A 16,985-nucleotide genomic window follows, 5' to 3' on the forward strand; every position below is an offset into this window, starting at 1 on the left:
ACGGTATCGGAAGTTATAATTTAACAAAAGATATCTAACTGAAATTGCAAAAAACTAAAAAAATTAGCATAATTAAATAACATACCAGAATAACAAGCTTATAACGCAATAAATGAGAAACTTACAATATGTTATTTAAGCAAATAATACATTATTAACATCAGCGCCAATTGCAATTACAAAGTGTACCGAACCAAAAAATGAGAGTTTAAATTAAATGCGGGCAATTGCCCGGTTTGTATACAGCAAATAAAAATGAGGGGGGAAATTTTGATTCTCGTCAAAGAAAAACCAGGCAGATTTTTGAGTTTTAAAATTACGGGGAGGAGAATATAATACCGGGCTTATGGCGATTTGCAGAAAAAATTATTTTTAAGAAACTGAGATAAAAATCCGGCCACCCCTCTTCAATTATTTTCGCGCTCCAAAAAAGAGTCTGATTACATGAGCATAATTTCAAATGATTTTAACAAGATGATTTAATCCGGCATCGGATTAAATCCGAAGTTTAAAATCCGGATACCAAAATCAAAATAAATCCGGGTTCCAAAACCCGGATTCCGAAATCACTCAAAACCATTTTTAATAAACATTTAAAAACCGCATATTGTATTAACTGTTAAATCAAATCACCATGAGCATAAAAACCATCACCATAATCATCATCACAATTTTGCTTACAACAGCGTTCGTCCAAAATACCGACGAGGTTACATTTGCATTTTTGTTCATGAATTTCAGAATCTCCAAACTAACCATAATGATCACGATGACAGTGATCGGATTTATTTTAGGCTTCCTGGTTGGTCGCCCCAAAAAGGCCAAATATGATATCGGCGGTTATCATGACAACATTCACAACAAAGAAGACAACAATACACTAAGTGACGAAGACAGAGACTACATCAGCTAACACTATGGAAAACAAAATCGGATTTATCGGCCTTGGCAACATGGGTACCCCGATGGCCAAAAACCTCATCAGCGCAGGCTACCATTTACAGGTTTACAACCGCACCCTTTCAAAAGCCGACGAGCTGGGCACGGCCCACATCACCAAATGCCAAACCCCGGCCGATGCCGCTGCCGGCGTACCCATTGTGGTGAGCATGCTATCAGAAGATGAGGCGCTGCGAGAATCGGTTACAGGCGACGACGGAATTTTAAAAACGCTACAGCCCAATGCTGTGCACATATCCATGAGCACCATCTCGCCGGACACCGCTGAGCAACTGGCAAAGGCGCATAAAGAAACTGGCAGCTATTACCTCGCCGCGCCGGTATTCGGCAGGCCTGAAGCCGCGGCGGCCAGGAAACTTTTTATCTGCGTATCCGGCGATCAGTTTTCAAAAGAAGCAGCCAAACCGGTGCTTGATTGCCTGGGGCAGGGCATATTTGATTTTGGTGAAAATGTTGGCAACGCCAACGTATTGAAAATAGCCGGCAACTTCATGATCATGGCCTCGATGGAAATGATGGCAGAGGCCTTTACCCTTGCCGAAAAGAACGGCCTTGACCGTGTACAGGTAGCCAATTTTTTTGGATCAACATTGTTCAACGCCCCCGTTTACCAAAACTATGGGAGGCTTATTGCCAACAAGCAATATGAGCCGGTAGGCTTCAAGGCAAAATTAGGCTATAAGGACGCGCGCCTGGCATTTAAACTATCGCAGACAAGCGAGACACCCATGCCGCTCGTAAACGCCGTACACAGCCGCTTATTGACCGCCATTGCAAAAGGCCTTGGCGACAGGGATTGGGTAGAAGGTTTCGGCAGAGGTGTGAGTGAGGATGCGGGTGTTTGATTTCGATTTCGGAATTGGGATTTTCGATTTCGGATTTATTTTGATTTGGAGATTGAAAGATTCGTCAAATCAAAAAATAAAAACTCCAAAATCGTAATTCCCAAATCCGAATTACAAATAGAATACCTGGTTTGAGGATTCTAAATATTTAACATCCGGCGTTTCACTGAATATCCCAAACACCGATGCTCCGCTCCCGCTCATGCTGGCGTAAATAGCGCCGGCCTGGTAAAGGGCTGCCTTAACACCACGGATCTCTGCGTGATTTTTGAAGATTGAAATTTCGAAATCATTTTTGATATGCTTCTTCCATTCGGTTATCGGCTCGCTGATCAGCTCCAGTAAAGAGTCTTTTACCGGGGCTGGTTTTATCCCGCCGAAAGCTTCGGAAGTGGAGATATGAATATCGGGCATTACCAATACAATTTTGTAGGCCGACAGATCGAGTTTAACAGGCTCAAATTCATCGCCCTTTTCAAAAGCATAAACAGGTTTGTTTTCGATAAAGAAAGCACAGTCGGCGCCAAGGCGGCGGGCATAGCCGGTCATCTCATCAATGGACAAATCAAGTTTAAACTCTTCATTCATCAGCCTGATAAAAAATGCGGCATTGGCAGATCCACCGCCCAGGCCTGCACCTATCGGAATATTTTTGTGCAGATGGATATTTACGGGTGGCAGGTCAAAATCCTTTTTCAACATGTGGTAGCCTTTAATACAAAGATTATCCTCTACCCTGCCCGGTATGCCAAGGCCCGATGAAGTAAAGTTCAGCTTGTCGCCCGCTACCACTTCCAGCGCATCTTTTAAGTTGATGGGATAAAAAATGGTTTCGAGATTATGATAACCATCAGGGCGACGTTCGGTAATATTGAGGCCAATGTTTATTTTTGCATTTGGAAAAAGGATCATAATAAAAAACTAACACTGCTTGTATTTTTACACATCTGTTAGGATACCAAAATTAGATTATTTTTCTTTGTTCCGAAATCGTTCATTGGTTCACTGGTTCATTGGTCTCTTCTTACCCTGATCAATCCAACTACTCACCCAATCAACCATTCACTTAATCAACCAACAAAATGAAACAGTATCTCGATCTGATGAAACATGTGATGGAAAACGGCGCGCAAAAGCACGACAGGACAGGAACCGGTACCGTAAGTGTGTTTGGCTACCAGATGCGTTTCAATCTGAAAGATGGTTTCCCGATGGTGACCACCAAAAAGCTGCACCTCAAATCAATCATCCATGAGCTGATATGGTTTTTGAGCGGCGATACCAACATCAGCTACCTCAAAGAAAATGGCGTACGCATCTGGGACGAATGGGCTGATGCCGAAGGCAACCTCGGTCCGGTTTACGGATACCAGTGGCGCAGCTGGCCAAAACCTGATGGCGGCCACATCGATCAGATAACCCAGGTGGTTAACCAGATTAAAAACAACCCCGACTCGCGCCGCATGATTGTATCTGCATGGAACGTTGCCGATGTAAACCAAATGGCCCTGCCGCCCTGCCATAGCTTGTTTCAGTTTTATGTGGAGCCTCCTGACCCGCTGAAGGGAGAACTGAAGGGCAAGTTGTCTTGTCAGTTATATCAGCGTAGTGCGGATATATTTTTGGGTGTGCCTTTCAACATCGCATCATACGCGCTGCTTACCATGATGATGGCCCAGGTATGCGACCTGGACTACGGCGACTTTATCCACACCTTTGGCGATGCCCACCTATACAACAACCATATGGACCAGGCCAACCTGCAACTAAGCCGCGAGCCGAGGCCGCTGCCAACCATGAAGATTAACCCCGAGGTAAAAGACATCTTCACGTTTAAGTTCGAAGATTTCACTTTAGAGAACTATGATCCATGGCCGCATATTAAAGCAACTGTGGCGGTATAGTTGTTGTTGTTATTTTAAAATTTTGTAAATTTGATTATGACCTCTGTCCAGATAAAAAACGAAATACAAAAAGTACTTGACCAGGTACCCGAAACCGTGTTGCAGGATATTTTAGATTTTGTAAAAGAATTGCAGATACAATCACCCGGGCAGGTAAAACTCGCCAATAATTTACGAAAGATCCTTTCTGAAGATAAAAGTTTATTGCAAAGGCTTGCTCAATGATCGATTTTCAAACAACCCTGCAAATTCACAATATTTTAATTGAAAAATTTGGAGGCATTAAAGGAATAAGAGACCAGGGAGGATTAGAAGCTGCAATAGCGCGTCCACTGGCAACATTTGATGGTCAGGATCTGTATCCCGAAGCCATCGATAAAGCCGCTGCTGTTTTTGAAAGCATCATCATTAATCATCCTTTTCTTGATGGCAATAAACGAACCGCTTATACCTTACTCAGGTTAACTCTTCTTGAAAATGGATTGGATATTATTGCTTCTGAAGATGAAAAATACGACATGACAATTTCCGCCAGCAAGGGAGAATTGAATTTTGACGGTATAAAATTGTGGCTATCTGAAAAAATAACAGGATGACTTGCTTCAAACTAATGTATAAATCGGAATTTTCGGAATTAAAGAATTATCAAAATTCACTAATCTTACAAAACAAACTCCACGCGTCATTGCGAGGCACGAAGCAATCCCCGATAAGCAGATCCGCTCCGTATAGTTAGGGATTGCTTCGTGCCTCGCAATGACGGTTTACGTGTGAAAAATTCCGGTTCAGATAAACCGGTTCAGACAATAAACAACAATGACAACATCAATCATCGTAGCCATCGCCAAAAATAACGCCATTGGTAAAGACAATAAATTACTCTGGTACCTGCCTAATGATTTAAAGCATTTTAAGGACGTAACCACCGGCCATACAGTGATCATGGGGCGCAAAACCTTTGATTCGGTTGGTAAACCCCTGCCAAAGCGCCGCAATATCGTGGTAACACGGCAGCCAATTACTATAGAGGGTTGCGAGGTAGTTAGCTCCATTGAAGCTGCTTTAGCGCTTTGTGCCGGTGAGGAAGAAGTGTTCATTGTTGGCGGCGCCGAGATTTACAGGCAAGCTTTACATTTAACAAACCGCATCTACCTGACGCGGGTTGACCAGGACTTTGATGGCGATACTTTTTTCCCCCAACTTAACCCAAACGAGTGGGAGGAAAAAGAACGGGAAGATTTTGAACCGGATGAAAAAAATAAATACCGCTATTCGTTTATTACGCTCGAGCGGAGCTAACATTTTTTGTCATCAATTTGTTTTAATTTAAAATTTTGTGCTTGCGAAATTTTATTAGATTTGCCGTCTTATTAAAAATAGCTTATAAACTAATTAATTACATATTACAAATTCGATGCAAGGTAAAGGGGTTATTAAATTTTTCGCCATTCTGCTGGCAGTTGTATGCTTATACCAGCTGTCATTTACATGGGTGGCCCAAAAAGTTGAGAGTGATGCCAAGGCATACGCAAAGGGAAGCACAGATAAAGAAAAGGCTTACCTGGACTCAATGTCTACACAACCGGTATATCCGTTATTTAAACACACTTATGCTTACGTAAAGCAAAGGGAACTTGCACTGGGTCTCGACCTTAAAGGTGGTATGAACGTTACCATGCAAATTCAACTTGACGAGCTGGTAAAGAAAATCTCAAACAACAACCCGGATGTTGTATTCAACCAGGCTTTGGCAAATGCCGACAAATTACAGGCAGATGCAAAAACCAGTCAGAAAGATTACATCGCGTTATTTGTAAGCGAGTATGAGAAACTAAACCCTGATGGTAAACTGGCGGCTATCTTTTCAACAAAAGACAACCAGGATCACTTAAAGTTCAACGCATCAAACAGCGAAGTTGAATCTTATTTGAAAGATCTGGCCAATACCGCGGTAAAACAATCATTCACGGTATTAAACACCCGTATCAACCAGTTTGGTGTAACCCAGCCCAACATTCAGTTGGAGGCAAGCTCAAACCGTATCCTGGTTGAGCTTCCTGGTGTTAAAGAACCAGATCGTGTTCGTAAATTATTATCAGGATCGGCAAAGCTGGAGTTTTATCAAACTTTTGATAACACTGAAGTTTACCAGTACCTTGGTAGTATTGATAACCTGTTTGCTGCTAAAAACAAAACAGTAAAAGCCGATTCGTCAAAAGCTAAAGCAACAGCTGCAGCTACGCCGGCTAAAACTGATACCGCTGCCAAAGCAGGATCGTTATTAAGCAAGGTTCAAAAAAATGCAGAAAAAGACACTTCGGCTGCAGCCTTAAGCAGCAAATCGCAACAGGCAGCATTACACCCATTGTTTGCGGTGCTTGAGCCAAACGTTGGCCGCGACCAAAGTGGTCAGCCACAATTAGGCCAGGGCCCGGTTGTTGGTTATGCGGCTTTAAAAGATACTGCTAAGGTTAATTCATACCTGCACAGCAATCTTGTAAAATCGGTTATACCGCGTAACATGAAATTCCTTTGGGATGTAAAACCCTTAAAGGATGCCAAAACTAAAGCATTTGCATTATACGCCATAAAATTGAGCGGCGCCGAAAACGGCCCGGTACTTTCGGGTGATGTAATTAACGATGCCCGCGCGGATGTAAATCAAAAAGGAAGCCCTGAGGTTGTAATGATCATGAACTCAGAAGGCGCTCAAAAATGGCGTACAATTACTGCCGAGGCAGCAGCTGCAACCAACAAAAGAGCTATCGCTATTGTTCTTGATGATAACGTATACTCTGCTCCTAACGTTCAAAACGAAATTTCTGGCGGTGTATCTTCAATTGAAGGCAGCTTTACGCAGGAAGATACAAGGGATTTAGCCAATGTGTTAAAGGCTGGTCGTTTACCTGCTCCGGCCCACATCGTATCCGAAGAAGTTGTCGGGCCATCCTTAGGCCAGGAAGCAATCAACGCGGGTGTTACTTCATGTATCCTGGGTTTAGTTGTGGTACTCATATTCATGGTTGCTTATTACAACCGTGCAGGTACTGTAGCGGTGGTTGCGGTAATTATTAACATCTTTTTCCTGATGGGGGTTTTAACCAGCTTAGGCGCGGTATTAACCTTGCCGGGTATGGCTGGTATAGTGCTCACCCTGGGTATTGCGGTTGATGCCAACGTATTGGTATATGAGCGCGTGCGAGAAGAACTTGCCTTAGGTAAATCATTAAAGATAGCCGTAGCCGATGGTTTTAAACACGCGTTACCTTCAATCCTGGATTCACAGATAAGTACCTTCTTAACTGGTTTAATCCTGTTCATTTTCGGATCCGGCCCGATACAAGGTTTCGCAACTACATTGATGATCGGTATCATTACTTCATTGTTCTGTTCATTACTGATCTCAAGGGTTATATTTGAGTGGATGCTTGCAAAAGGCTGGGATGTTAAATTCAGTAACCCATGGAGTTCACACACCTTTAAAAATGCAAACTATGCGTTCGTAAAAAACCGTTTCAAGTTTTACATTTTCTCTGGGTTGTTTATCACTGCCGGCTTAATATCAATTTTTGTCCGCGGGTTTAGTTATGGTGTTGATTTTGAAGGCGGCCGTAACTATATCGTTAAGTTCCCTAACAAAACAGTTACCACCGGTAAGATCCATGATGCTATTGATGCAACTTTAGGTCGTGGTACCGAGGTTAAAACATTGGGTACTGATAAAATGAGTATCACTACCAACTACCTGATTAAAGAAAACACTACAGCAGCCGATGCTAAAGTAAGAAGTACGCTTGTTGAGGCTTTGGGGACTAAAGCAGAAACTAAAATTGCCGATAGTGATATTTTAGGTGGAGCTAAAGTAAGCGCAACAATTGCCGATGAGTTAAAAACCTCGGCTGTTTATACCGTGTTGTTTGCCATATTTGTAATCTCTGCATATATCCTTATTCGTTTCCGCAAATGGCAGTTTAGCTTAGGTGCAATGGTCGCTACAGCGCATGATGCCCTGTTGGTACTTTCGTTCTTCTCATTATTCAGGGGAATATTACCTTTCTCACTGGATATCGACCAGGCGTTCATCGCGGCTATCCTAACGGTTATCGGTTACTCTATTAATGATACCGTGGTAGTGTTTGATAGGATCCGTGAGTTTCTTGAGCACCAATCAAAAGATGAAAAACAGGAAGAGGTTATTAACCGCGCTATCAACAGCACATTAAGCCGTACCATTATCACTGCCTTAACTGTGATATTTGTATTGATCGTATTGTTCATATTTGGTGGCGATGTGATCAAAGGCTTCTCGTTCGCGTTATTAATCGGTGTTATTTTCGGTACATACTCATCTATCTGCGTAGCAACACCTGTGATAGTTGACTTTGGAAAAAAACATCTTAAATAAAATAATTTGAATTATTAAAAGGCTCCAAAGAACATTTGGAGCCTTTTTTGTTTTAAAGAAGGCACCTCGCTGCCCTCACCAAAGGTATTGCGTGTGTATACAACTTTTTAATAAAATAAAATTGTCATTTCGAACGAACCGGGTGGGGATGAGCGCTGGAGTGAGGAGAAATCTTCGGCGATATGCTATGCAACTATGCATGGTTTAGAGCAGGGCGTATAAGATTTCTCACTCGTACCTCGTTTCGAAATGACAATCGGTTTTATTAATTAAAAAAAGATCCCGAAGATGTGTAAACGCAGTAACTCCAAAATGGAGGTTCCTGATTGCCAATTGGGTACGCTTTAAAACAAGCCGATGGATGGGGTTGCAAATATTTTATAATGAGGTATAATTGCATTGTAAAATGAAATATAAAATACTGCCAAAAACTGTCATCGGCACAGGTATTGTACTATAATAGAAGGCAGAGGCGTATATTTGCGCCTGATAGGCAATTACTGCAACGCAATACGCATCTCTGCATCATCACTAATAATCTGTATATGAACAAATCAGATAGCTCAAAATTCCCTTTAGTAGTTATAATTGGCGGCGGCTTCGGCGGCCTGCAGGTAGCTAAAAAGCTGGAAAATAAACCCGTTGACGTTTTAATGCTCGATAAGCATAATTACCACACCTTTCAGCCGCTGCTGTACCAGGTGGCAATGGGCAGTATCGAAGCCGAGTCGATTGCCTTTTCCTTGCGGAAGAACTTCGCAGGTCAAAAAAACTTTCGTTTCCGGATTGCCGAAGTGTTAAAAATAAATCCCGAAAGCAATACTTTAGATACTACCATAGGCGAAATAGCCTATGATTACCTTGTGATAGCTACGGGATCAACTACCAACTTTTTCGGCAACAAAGAGATCGAGCATTTTTCAATGCCGATGAAATCCATCCCCGAAGCACTGAATCTGCGGTATTCTGTTTTGCAAAATATTGAAGAGGCCCTGCTAAAACCGAACAAGGAAGAGCGGGAAGCCCTGCTTACGTTTGTATTGGTGGGTGCCGGGCCAACCGGCGTTGAGCTTTCGGGCTCGTTAGCCGAACTGCGCAACCACATCCTGACCAAGGATTATCCCGAGCTTAAAAAGGAAGAAATGAAGGTATACCTGGTAGATTTTTTGCCAAAGGTGCTGGGACCGTTTTCTGATCAGGCTTCAAAAGCAGCTAAACAATTCCTGGATAGTATGGGTGTTGAAGTGCTGTTAGGTGTAAAAGTTGAAAGTTATGATGGCAATGAAATAAAATTTGAAGGCGGTAAAACCATCCGTACCAACAATGTTATCTGGAGCGCCGGTGTTATGGGCGTGGTACCCGAAGGTATAGATAAAGGAAATATTGAACGGGGAAACAGGATAAGAGTTGATAGTATTTGCCGTGTTGTTGGCAGTACCAATATTTTCGCCATTGGCGATGTGGCCGCCATGATCACTGATGAAACACCTAAAGGCCATCCCGGCGTAGCACAGGTGGCTATTCAGATGGGTGTACATGTGGCAAAAAGTATTGTACAGCTTATCAATCATGAGCCAACGGCTCCTTTTAAATATTTTGATAAAGGCTCATTGGCAACCATCGGCCGTAACAAAGCTGTTGCCGATTTGGGCAGGATCAGATTCCAGGGATTTTTTGCCTGGCTGGTGTGGATGTTTGTGCACCTGATATCGCTTTTAGGCGGGCGTAACAAAGTGATTGTATTTATAAACTGGGTATTTAGCTATGTTAACTATAATGGCGGCACAAGGCTCATTATCCGTAAGTTTGAACGTGAAGGCCTCACCGATGAGCAGCATTTGCCGGAGACGGTGAATTGAGGTGCGGGTTGCGCGGGTCGGGAAGCGGGTTGCGGGTTACGGGTAAAAACTTTAATCTTGTATTAAATTAACCGATAAGGTTGTACCCGCAACACGCTCCACACAACACGAACCTGAAATGACTATAAAAATAACCGAATGCCCCCGCGATGCCATGCAGGGAATAGTGCATTTTATACCTACTGATGTAAAAGCTGCTTATATTAACCTGCTTTTACAGGTGGGGTTTGATACAATAGACTTTGGGAGTTTTGTATCGGCCAAAGCCATACCGCAGTTGCAGGATACCGCCGGGGTTTTAAGTAAACTGGATTTAAGCAATACCCGGTCAAAACTGCTTGCCATAGTTGCCAATTACCGCGGGGCTGAAGAAGCTGTAAAGCACCCCGAAATTACTTATTTAGGCTATCCGTTTTCGATATCCGAAACTTTTCAGCTTCGTAATACCAACACCACCCTGCCACAGGCATTTGATAACGTGAAGCGCATGCAGGAACTGAGTATGGCCAATAATAAAAAACTGCTGGTTTACCTTTCCATGGGTTTTGGTAACCCCTACGGCGACGAGTGGAACACCGCCATTATTCATGAATGGACTGATAAATTAGTGAACGAAGGCATTCACAACATCGCTTTAGCCGATACCATTGGCATTGCTGATGCTGCACAGATCAGCAGTATTTACCCCGACCTCTGCAGGCAGTTTCCTCAAACGGAATTTGGCATTCACCTGCACAGCACCCCGGATACCTGGCAACCCAAAATAGCAGCGGCTTATCAAAGCGGCTGCAAACGTTTTGATACTGCATTAAAAGGCTACGGCGGCTGCCCAATGGCCACAGACGACCTTACAGGCAACATAGCCACAGAAAGCCTTATTGATTACCTTAAATCCCAAAACGAGCTCCTGGGGCTTAATTTTGATAAATTACAGGAAGCGCTGGACTATTCGGGCAAAGTGTTTTTGTAGATACTGCTTAAGATATGCAGATTTCAGATGAAAAAATCCCAATAAATTTATTAGCGGGAGCTTAAAAACACACGTCATTGCTTCGTTCCTTATAATGACGAACTTACAAGTCACTGATTATCAGTTCTATTTTTTAATATAATCTATGTCATTGCGAGGAACGAAGCAATCGCATGCTATACAGGGTGGACCTGCACAGTTCGCGATTGCCGCGCTGCGCTCGCAATGACATGGGTGTTGTGAGGCCCTCACCTGCACCTCTGAAACGGCGAAGCACTCAACGTAGTTAATCTGCACATTTGAAATCTGCATATCTACATATCTGCACACCTACCGCACAACCGCTTTCTTTATTTTTGAAACTTTAGCCTTAACGGATTTATCAAAATTTTCCATAACCAATACGGATGCACCAATCAATTCGGCATCAAAACCAAGTTCGGATACCAGCAGCTCTGTACCGGCCGAAAGTCTTGGGATGCAATATTTATGAATAGCCTGTTGTATAGGTGCCATTAGTATTTTGGCAACCTTTGCGCCCCTGCCGCTTAATACAATAATGGCCGGGTTCATGATATGCACCAGGATGGCCAGGGCCTTCCCTATTTTGTAACCCGCATCTGATAATAACTCAATAGCAAACTGATCGCCGTTGTTGGCAGCTTCCAGCATAGCATCACCCATAAGTTTGGAGTGATCGTTGCTATTGTATTTTAAACTGGTAATGCGGCCTTGTTTAATACCGGCAACAGCCTTTTGGGCCACTACCAGTAACGATGCTTCTGCCTCCAGGCAACCGCGTTTACCACACTCGCAAAGTGATCCATCCTCAGATACAGGAATATGGCTCAACTCGCCTGCAAAACCATTATGTCCTCTAAACAGCTTCCCGTTCACAATCATTCCCAAACCTATTCCCCAACCCAGGTTAATAACCATTACCTCTTTTTGGGCTTTGGCAATACCAAACTTTTGTTCGGCAAGAGCTATCAAACTCGAGTCGTTATCAATATAAGTATCTATCCCTGTTTTGTCGGTAAAGTACTCAGTAAGGCTTTGTCCGCCGGCATCAAGATATGTATAATTTATACCCTCTGTAACGTTTACAAAGCCAGGCATTCCAATGCCTATCCCGGCAATTTTTTCCTTAGGGATACCGGTTTGTTTAATATAACCGTTGATTTCTTCGGTCAATTTACTTAACGCCTCATCATTATTCAGCAGCTTCAGCTCAAAAGTAAGCATATCCGCTACCGGGCTGTTGAGCAGATCAAAAAGCTGGATACGTGCGGTAAGCTGATCGAGCGCAATTGCCAGTATGTACATGGCATTGGCTTTTACCGAATACATCAGCGGCCTGCGACCACCACTTGACGGGGCATAACCATCCTCAACCACGAAACCTTCGTGCATCAGTTCATTAATAGCTTTAGCTATTGATGGAATACTTTTATCAAATAACTCGCTCAATCCCGCACATGACATCGCTTTATTAAAATAAAGCTTCTTGATGATCATATTTTTTAGCTGACTGCCCCTCACACCTTTATTTTCGGGTTCCATTCAATAATTAATAGTAATGTTTTTAAAAGACTAAGCCTAAGTGTTTAAAGTTTATAAAATTATAAATAAAGTAACGATAGTGCAACTGTAAATATTACAGTTAGTAAAATTGATTAATTGACAAAAATAATCAAATGAAATAAAATGAGCGGATGATAGGTAAATAATTTAAGGAGTGGCATTTACTGGAGACTGTATGAGGATAGAGCCGTTACAGATTAATACAAAAACAATAAGTATCGCCCCCAGGGAAATCGCTTTAGTTATTAATTTCCCTTTGCATAAACATCCAGCGCTGGCCTTCCAGGTCGGCAGCGCGGTAGCGGGCACCGGGGTAACCTTCTTCCAATTCAGATAAAATGACTGCACCATTGCTTTTTGAATGTTCATAATGTTGTTTTACATCATCTACATAAACCAACACACCATTAATTATGTAGGGTGCCCTGTAGGCTTTGGCTGCGATAGCGCAATTTTGTGCATGGTGTTTGGGGCTTTGGTAATCAGGCGTAGGTTCGGCCAGCATAACTACACTGTCGCTCATGGCAATCTCACCATGACTTAGGCGGCCCCGCTCATCGGTCATCCGGGTTATTTCGGTAAAGCCAAATACGGCACAAAGCCATTCCATAGCGGCTATACCATCCTCGTAAGCCAGCATTGGTATTATCTGTTGGTTTGATGTACTCATTATGTTAGATCAGGTTTATTTTTCTTCATTTCCCTGGTTTTTTCTCAATTTTTCTTCATTTTCCTGAGATTTTCCAGATTAAGAATCGCTTAAAACCAACGTTTTTACCCTATGGGGTATTCTAATTAAACTAATTAGTGTAAAATAGCAATAGCGTTAGCCGGCTGCATTTTGGCATTAAAAACACCCATAATTTATGATGATTGCCAATTATTTAAAAAACGCAAATAGCTGATAATCAAAGCAAATGGCGTTCCACCCAATGTTTTTAACAAAGCTTAAAGCATTGACTATCAGCACAAATAGCGTTCCACACCGTTCGGGGCGTACCAGGCGTTTCAATGGAACGCCGGATCAGACCGGGCTAAATAAAGTGCGAAGAGAATAAACGTAAACAGCTCCTCGCTTTTTGCATTCTCCCTACTCTACTTCAAACTCTTTCTTCAGCTTTATATCCTCCGATGAGCTGCCTATCATCACCATAAACTTACCGGGTTCAACGGTCCAGTTCATATCCTTGTCCAACAGGGCCAGGTCGTCGGGATGCAGGGTGAATTGTACCGTCTTTTTTTCGCCGGGTTTAAGGTTAATGCGTTCGAAACCACGTAGATCGTATTCATAGGTGGTTACGCTGCTTACTTCATCCTTCAGGTACAGTTGTACCACCTCATCACCCACCCGTGCACCCGTGTTGGTCACATCTACACTTACCTTTACATCACCCTGGGCGTTCTCTTTTTCGGGCGACACTACCAGGTTACTGTATTCAAATTTGGTATAGCTTAAACCGAAACCATAAGGGTATAAAGCGCCGTTAACACTGGTTTTACCCCAGCTGTTCTGGCCTTTTTGCCCGGCCTGCGAGTTGGGCTTAAACGGAAAGTTAAACTCAATTTGCCCGGTTGTTTTGGGGAAGGTAATAGGCAGTCTGCCGCCGGGATTATTATCGCCAAACAAGGTTTCGGCAATTACCTGCCCGCTTTGCACGCTTGGGAACCAGGCCTCCAGGATGGCAGGCACATATTTGTTTTCCCAGTTGATGGTAAGCGGCTGCCCGTTTATCATCACCATAACTACAGGTTTACCGGTAGCCTGTAAAGCCTGGATCAGCTTTAACTGGCGGCCAGGCAGGTTCAACCCTGTACGGGTAAGACTTTCACCCACCCTATCCACATCCTCGCCCACAACGGCTATAACTACGTCGGATAACTTTGCCTGGGCCACGGCAGAATCAATCCCGGCCTGTTCCTGCGCTGTAAGCGGTGTTTCGATGATCTCGCTTTCGGGCCAGGTAGCATCAATTATATCGCAGCCTTTAATGTAGTTTACCTTAACTCCTGCGCCAACATAGTTTTTAATGCCATCCAATACATTTGTCGCCGGGTTATGCGAGGGACCGTACCTGCTGGTGGCATAATTAGTCTCGGCAGCCAGCGGGCCGGTTACCAGTATGTTTTTAAGCCTGGTTTTATCCAGGGGCAATAAATCGCCTTCATTTTTTAACAACACCATAGACTCCCGGTTCATTTTAAGCGACATGGCCGCATCAGCAGCAGTATGAACAATCTTATCGGCAGCCTTAGGATCTTTCACATAAGGACTATCAAACAAACCCAGGCGGAATTTTACCCGCAACACATCACCAACCCTGGAGTCGATGATTTTCATCGAGAGCCTGTTTTCTTTGATCAGCTCGCGAAGCGGCAAAATAAAGGTTTGCGGCATGGTGAAATTGGTACGCACATTCAGACCGGCCTCAACCGCCTGTCTTACAGCTTCTTTGTAATCGGCTGCAACATGATGTTTGGAGTATAGGAATTCAACTGCCTCGCTATCGCTAACCACGTAGCCGTCAAAACCAAATTGCTGGCGCAGCAGTTGCGTTAAAAAGTAATAGCTGCCGGTTACGGGTACACCATCCCAATCATTATAGCTGCTCATAACGCCCATAGGGTGCGCCTCCTGTATTACCCGGCGAAAAGGGTACAAATATACCTGGTGCATTTCCCTCGGCGCCACATGCGGATCGGTACGGGCGCTGCCGTCGCGTCCGCCTTTAGGCACACTATACACCGCGAAGTGTTTCAGGGTTGAGGCAACCCCTTCTTCCTGGATCCCCAGAACCATTTGCTTGCCCAGTTCGGCAATGTGAAAAGGGTCTTCGCCATAGCACTCCACCACACGGCCCCAGCGCTGGTCGCGGGCGGGGTCGAGTATGGGCGCATAAACATTGGTATAACCCAAAGCTTTCGCCTCGCGGCCTACTGTCTGCCCGGCCTGGCGCACCAGTTGCTTATCAAACGTACTGCCTATACTTATAGGTGCCGGTAATGGCGTTGCCCGGTCGTGATTTAAGCCGTGAATCCCCTCGTTGGTAAAATCAACCGGTATACCCATACGGGTTTCTTCCACAAACCATTTCTGAATGGTATTGATAGCCGATGCATGTTTGCTGAAAGGAAATGAATATTGTGTTGGCGCAGCATCGGTATGCGAGGTAAGGTTATTTAATTCTTCATCGATGTTGGCAATTCCATCCTTCCAGATCTCGTTTTTCCAGTTGGATACAGGCATTTCGTCCTTCAAAACCCGCTTGTAGCCATACAGTGTGGCCATCTGGCAGGTTTTCTCCTCAACGTTCATCTGGCTGAGCAGATCGGCAACACGTTTATCAATAGGTTGGGACGGATCTTCGAACACATCCATTTTGCCATTTTTGTTAAAATCTATCCAGCCCTTATGGTAAATGTTTTTTTGTTGTGCCGATACCTGTAAAGCCAGCCCGGCTGCCAGTGCCGATACCATGCAAATGCGCGGCAGGTAATTCTTTGTTCTCATGTAGATGAATTGCGGTTAGTATTTCAAATATAGGAGAATATAATAATGCCGGAAATATATCACCAAGCTGTTACAATTAGAGGAAGTTAGCAGCTATCAGCCGCAAAAAAAGGAACATATGAATTAAAAAAACGCCTATTGCATTTACTATTAAATATTAATAAGTTAGCATTACTAAACCGCCCATATGTCTCCAAAACTTACGACACCTTTAATAATGTTACTCATTATACTTACAGGCTTTAAAAGCGTAGTTCATGACGAAGTGATAAATTATTATGGCATTCCCGAAGTTATTTCTTTCAACAAAACAGACTTCTCATTATCATGGAGCTCCCATCCCAATGATAATTATTACAAACAGGAATATTTGCCGCAGGGAGATATTGCAGACCGCTTTCACGATATGTTGTTAATTGATTTTATTATAACCGACCTCCCGGCTGAAACCGCAGCCAAAACACAGGTTGGTAATTTAATTGAAAGAAAAAAAACCGATGCTCTTTGCAACTACCAATTGGCAAAAAGCCCAGATGGGAATGAATACATACTTGATTTTGTAATGAGCGAAGGCAGTGGCGACAAACTCGACGTGGTTGAATGGAATGGCTATCATTATAAACCCTATACAGATAAAGCAGGCCACAAAGGAGTTTTATTATTCGGCATAAGTCACAGGGTTTATACAGACGAGATCATACCTTTCTTAAAATCATTAAGGAAATATAAGGGTGAGCAGCTAAATAAACTAATCGCCTACCCAATTCCAGAGATACAGGTTAAATAAGAGCCATCAATTTATCGTACCGGACATCCGGCCAAATTTAATGAAGCGGGGAGCCCAGTTGCTTCTTAAAAAACCCAACGGCCAACATATCCACCTTTCAATGAACCTGGTGCCTGTCCACTGATGCTTCGTCGGTAATATAAATGGGGGCTTCTTTTTTTAG

At 43.3% G+C, this 16,985-nt stretch carries 14 protein-coding genes; 10 read left to right on the plus strand and 4 right to left on the minus strand.

The window, feature by feature from the left end; all coding sequences use genetic code 11:
• Nucleotides 1-634 precede the first annotated feature (634 nt).
• A complete protein-coding gene (locus tag AC1DPZ_RS09590; protein WP_477402756.1) occupies nt 635-913 on the plus strand; it encodes a LapA family protein in 279 nt (92 codons plus the stop codon).
• Between the two features lie 4 nt (nt 914-917).
• Nucleotides 918-1,805 carry an NAD(P)-dependent oxidoreductase gene (locus AC1DPZ_RS09595; protein ID WP_477402757.1) on the plus strand — a complete coding sequence of 296 codons (888 nt, stop codon included), beginning with the start codon at nt 918-920 and terminating at the stop codon, nt 1,803-1,805.
• 111 nt (nt 1,806-1,916) lie between these two features.
• Here AC1DPZ_RS09595 and ispE read toward each other — a convergent pair whose 3' ends face one another.
• Entirely contained in the window at nt 1,917-2,717 is an 801-nt protein-coding gene (ispE, locus tag AC1DPZ_RS09600) for a 4-(cytidine 5'-diphospho)-2-C-methyl-D-erythritol kinase (RefSeq protein ID WP_477402758.1), read from the minus strand.
• Between the two features lie 170 nt (nt 2,718-2,887).
• Between ispE and AC1DPZ_RS09605 the strand changes: the two genes are divergently transcribed.
• The 7 genes from AC1DPZ_RS09605 to AC1DPZ_RS09635 all read left to right on the plus strand — a co-directional run bounded on the left by AC1DPZ_RS09605 (nt 2,888) and on the right by AC1DPZ_RS09635 (nt 10,943).
• The gene (locus tag AC1DPZ_RS09605; protein ID WP_477402759.1) at nt 2,888-3,709 is read left to right on the plus strand and encodes a thymidylate synthase; all 822 of its coding nucleotides are present in this window, start codon (nt 2,888-2,890) and stop codon (nt 3,707-3,709) included.
• Between the two features lie 36 nt (nt 3,710-3,745).
• Nucleotides 3,746-3,934 (plus strand): hypothetical protein, encoded by a 189-nt coding sequence (locus tag AC1DPZ_RS09610; RefSeq protein ID WP_477402760.1) that lies wholly within the window; start codon nt 3,746-3,748, stop codon nt 3,932-3,934.
• Nucleotides 3,931-4,305 (plus strand): type II toxin-antitoxin system death-on-curing family toxin, encoded by a 375-nt coding sequence (locus AC1DPZ_RS09615; protein ID WP_477402761.1) that lies wholly within the window; start codon nt 3,931-3,933, stop codon nt 4,303-4,305. The genes AC1DPZ_RS09610 and AC1DPZ_RS09615 overlap by 4 nt, the downstream gene beginning before the upstream one ends.
• 220 nt (nt 4,306-4,525) lie before the next feature.
• Nucleotides 4,526-5,008, plus strand: a complete 483-nt coding sequence (locus AC1DPZ_RS09620; RefSeq protein WP_477402762.1) for a dihydrofolate reductase — start codon at nt 4,526-4,528, stop codon at nt 5,006-5,008.
• 115 nt (nt 5,009-5,123) lie between these two features.
• On the plus strand, nt 5,124-8,114 hold the full coding sequence (gene secDF, locus AC1DPZ_RS09625; protein WP_477402763.1) for a protein translocase subunit SecDF: 2,991 nt from the start codon (nt 5,124-5,126) through the stop codon (nt 8,112-8,114).
• 545 nt (nt 8,115-8,659) lie between these two features.
• A complete protein-coding gene (locus AC1DPZ_RS09630) occupies nt 8,660-9,973 on the plus strand; it encodes an NAD(P)/FAD-dependent oxidoreductase (protein WP_477402764.1) in 1,314 nt (437 codons plus the stop codon).
• A gap of 118 nt (nt 9,974-10,091) precedes the next feature.
• The gene (locus AC1DPZ_RS09635) at nt 10,092-10,943 is read left to right on the plus strand and encodes a hydroxymethylglutaryl-CoA lyase (protein ID WP_477402765.1); all 852 of its coding nucleotides are present in this window, start codon (nt 10,092-10,094) and stop codon (nt 10,941-10,943) included.
• A 330-nt stretch (nt 10,944-11,273) separates the two neighbouring features.
• Here the strand turns inward: AC1DPZ_RS09635 and AC1DPZ_RS09640 are convergent, their stop codons facing one another.
• From AC1DPZ_RS09640 to AC1DPZ_RS09650, 3 genes are all read right to left on the minus strand, one after another.
• Nucleotides 11,274-12,506 carry an ROK family protein gene (locus AC1DPZ_RS09640; protein ID WP_477402766.1) on the minus strand — a complete coding sequence of 411 codons (1,233 nt, stop codon included), beginning with the start codon at nt 12,504-12,506 and terminating at the stop codon, nt 11,274-11,276.
• A gap of 259 nt (nt 12,507-12,765) precedes the next feature.
• Nucleotides 12,766-13,197: a VOC family protein gene (locus tag AC1DPZ_RS09645; protein WP_477402767.1), complete on the minus strand. Its 432-nt coding sequence runs from the start codon at nt 13,195-13,197 to the stop codon at nt 12,766-12,768.
• Between the two features lie 420 nt (nt 13,198-13,617).
• Nucleotides 13,618-16,035: a glycoside hydrolase family 3 N-terminal domain-containing protein gene (locus AC1DPZ_RS09650; RefSeq protein WP_477402768.1), complete on the minus strand. Its 2,418-nt coding sequence runs from the start codon at nt 16,033-16,035 to the stop codon at nt 13,618-13,620.
• 217 nt (nt 16,036-16,252) lie between these two features.
• On the opposite strand from AC1DPZ_RS09650, the gene AC1DPZ_RS09655 reads away from it, so the two are divergent.
• Complete coding sequence (locus tag AC1DPZ_RS09655) at nt 16,253-16,822, plus strand: hypothetical protein (protein ID WP_477402769.1); 570 nt, start codon at nt 16,253-16,255, stop codon at nt 16,820-16,822.
• Nucleotides 16,823-16,985 lie beyond the last annotated feature (163 nt).

The organism is Mucilaginibacter sp. P4_G9 (genome assembly GCF_056400985.1).

Bases quoted from the DNA above. Each gene is read 5' to 3' on its own strand.
- AC1DPZ_RS09590 (WP_477402756.1), top strand. From the start codon at position 635: ATGAGCATAAAAACCATCACCATAATCATCATCACAATTTTGCTTACA.
- AC1DPZ_RS09595 (WP_477402757.1), top strand. From the start codon at position 918: ATGGAAAACAAAATCGGATTTATCGGCCTTGGCAACATGGGTACCCCG.
- ispE (WP_477402758.1), bottom strand. From the start codon at position 2,717: ATGATCCTTTTTCCAAATGCAAAAATAAACATTGGCCTCAATATTACC.
- AC1DPZ_RS09605 (WP_477402759.1), top strand. From the start codon at position 2,888: ATGAAACAGTATCTCGATCTGATGAAACATGTGATGGAAAACGGCGCG.
- AC1DPZ_RS09610 (WP_477402760.1), top strand. From the start codon at position 3,746: ATGACCTCTGTCCAGATAAAAAACGAAATACAAAAAGTACTTGACCAG.
- AC1DPZ_RS09615 (WP_477402761.1), top strand. From the start codon at position 3,931: ATGATCGATTTTCAAACAACCCTGCAAATTCACAATATTTTAATTGAA.
- AC1DPZ_RS09620 (WP_477402762.1), top strand. From the start codon at position 4,526: ATGACAACATCAATCATCGTAGCCATCGCCAAAAATAACGCCATTGGT.
- secDF (WP_477402763.1), top strand. From the start codon at position 5,124: ATGCAAGGTAAAGGGGTTATTAAATTTTTCGCCATTCTGCTGGCAGTT.
- AC1DPZ_RS09630 (WP_477402764.1), top strand. From the start codon at position 8,660: ATGAACAAATCAGATAGCTCAAAATTCCCTTTAGTAGTTATAATTGGC.
- AC1DPZ_RS09635 (WP_477402765.1), top strand. From the start codon at position 10,092: ATGACTATAAAAATAACCGAATGCCCCCGCGATGCCATGCAGGGAATA.
- AC1DPZ_RS09640 (WP_477402766.1), bottom strand. From the start codon at position 12,506: ATGGAACCCGAAAATAAAGGTGTGAGGGGCAGTCAGCTAAAAAATATG.
- AC1DPZ_RS09645 (WP_477402767.1), bottom strand. From the start codon at position 13,197: ATGAGTACATCAAACCAACAGATAATACCAATGCTGGCTTACGAGGAT.
- AC1DPZ_RS09650 (WP_477402768.1), bottom strand. From the start codon at position 16,035: ATGAGAACAAAGAATTACCTGCCGCGCATTTGCATGGTATCGGCACTG.
- AC1DPZ_RS09655 (WP_477402769.1), top strand. From the start codon at position 16,253: ATGTTACTCATTATACTTACAGGCTTTAAAAGCGTAGTTCATGACGAA.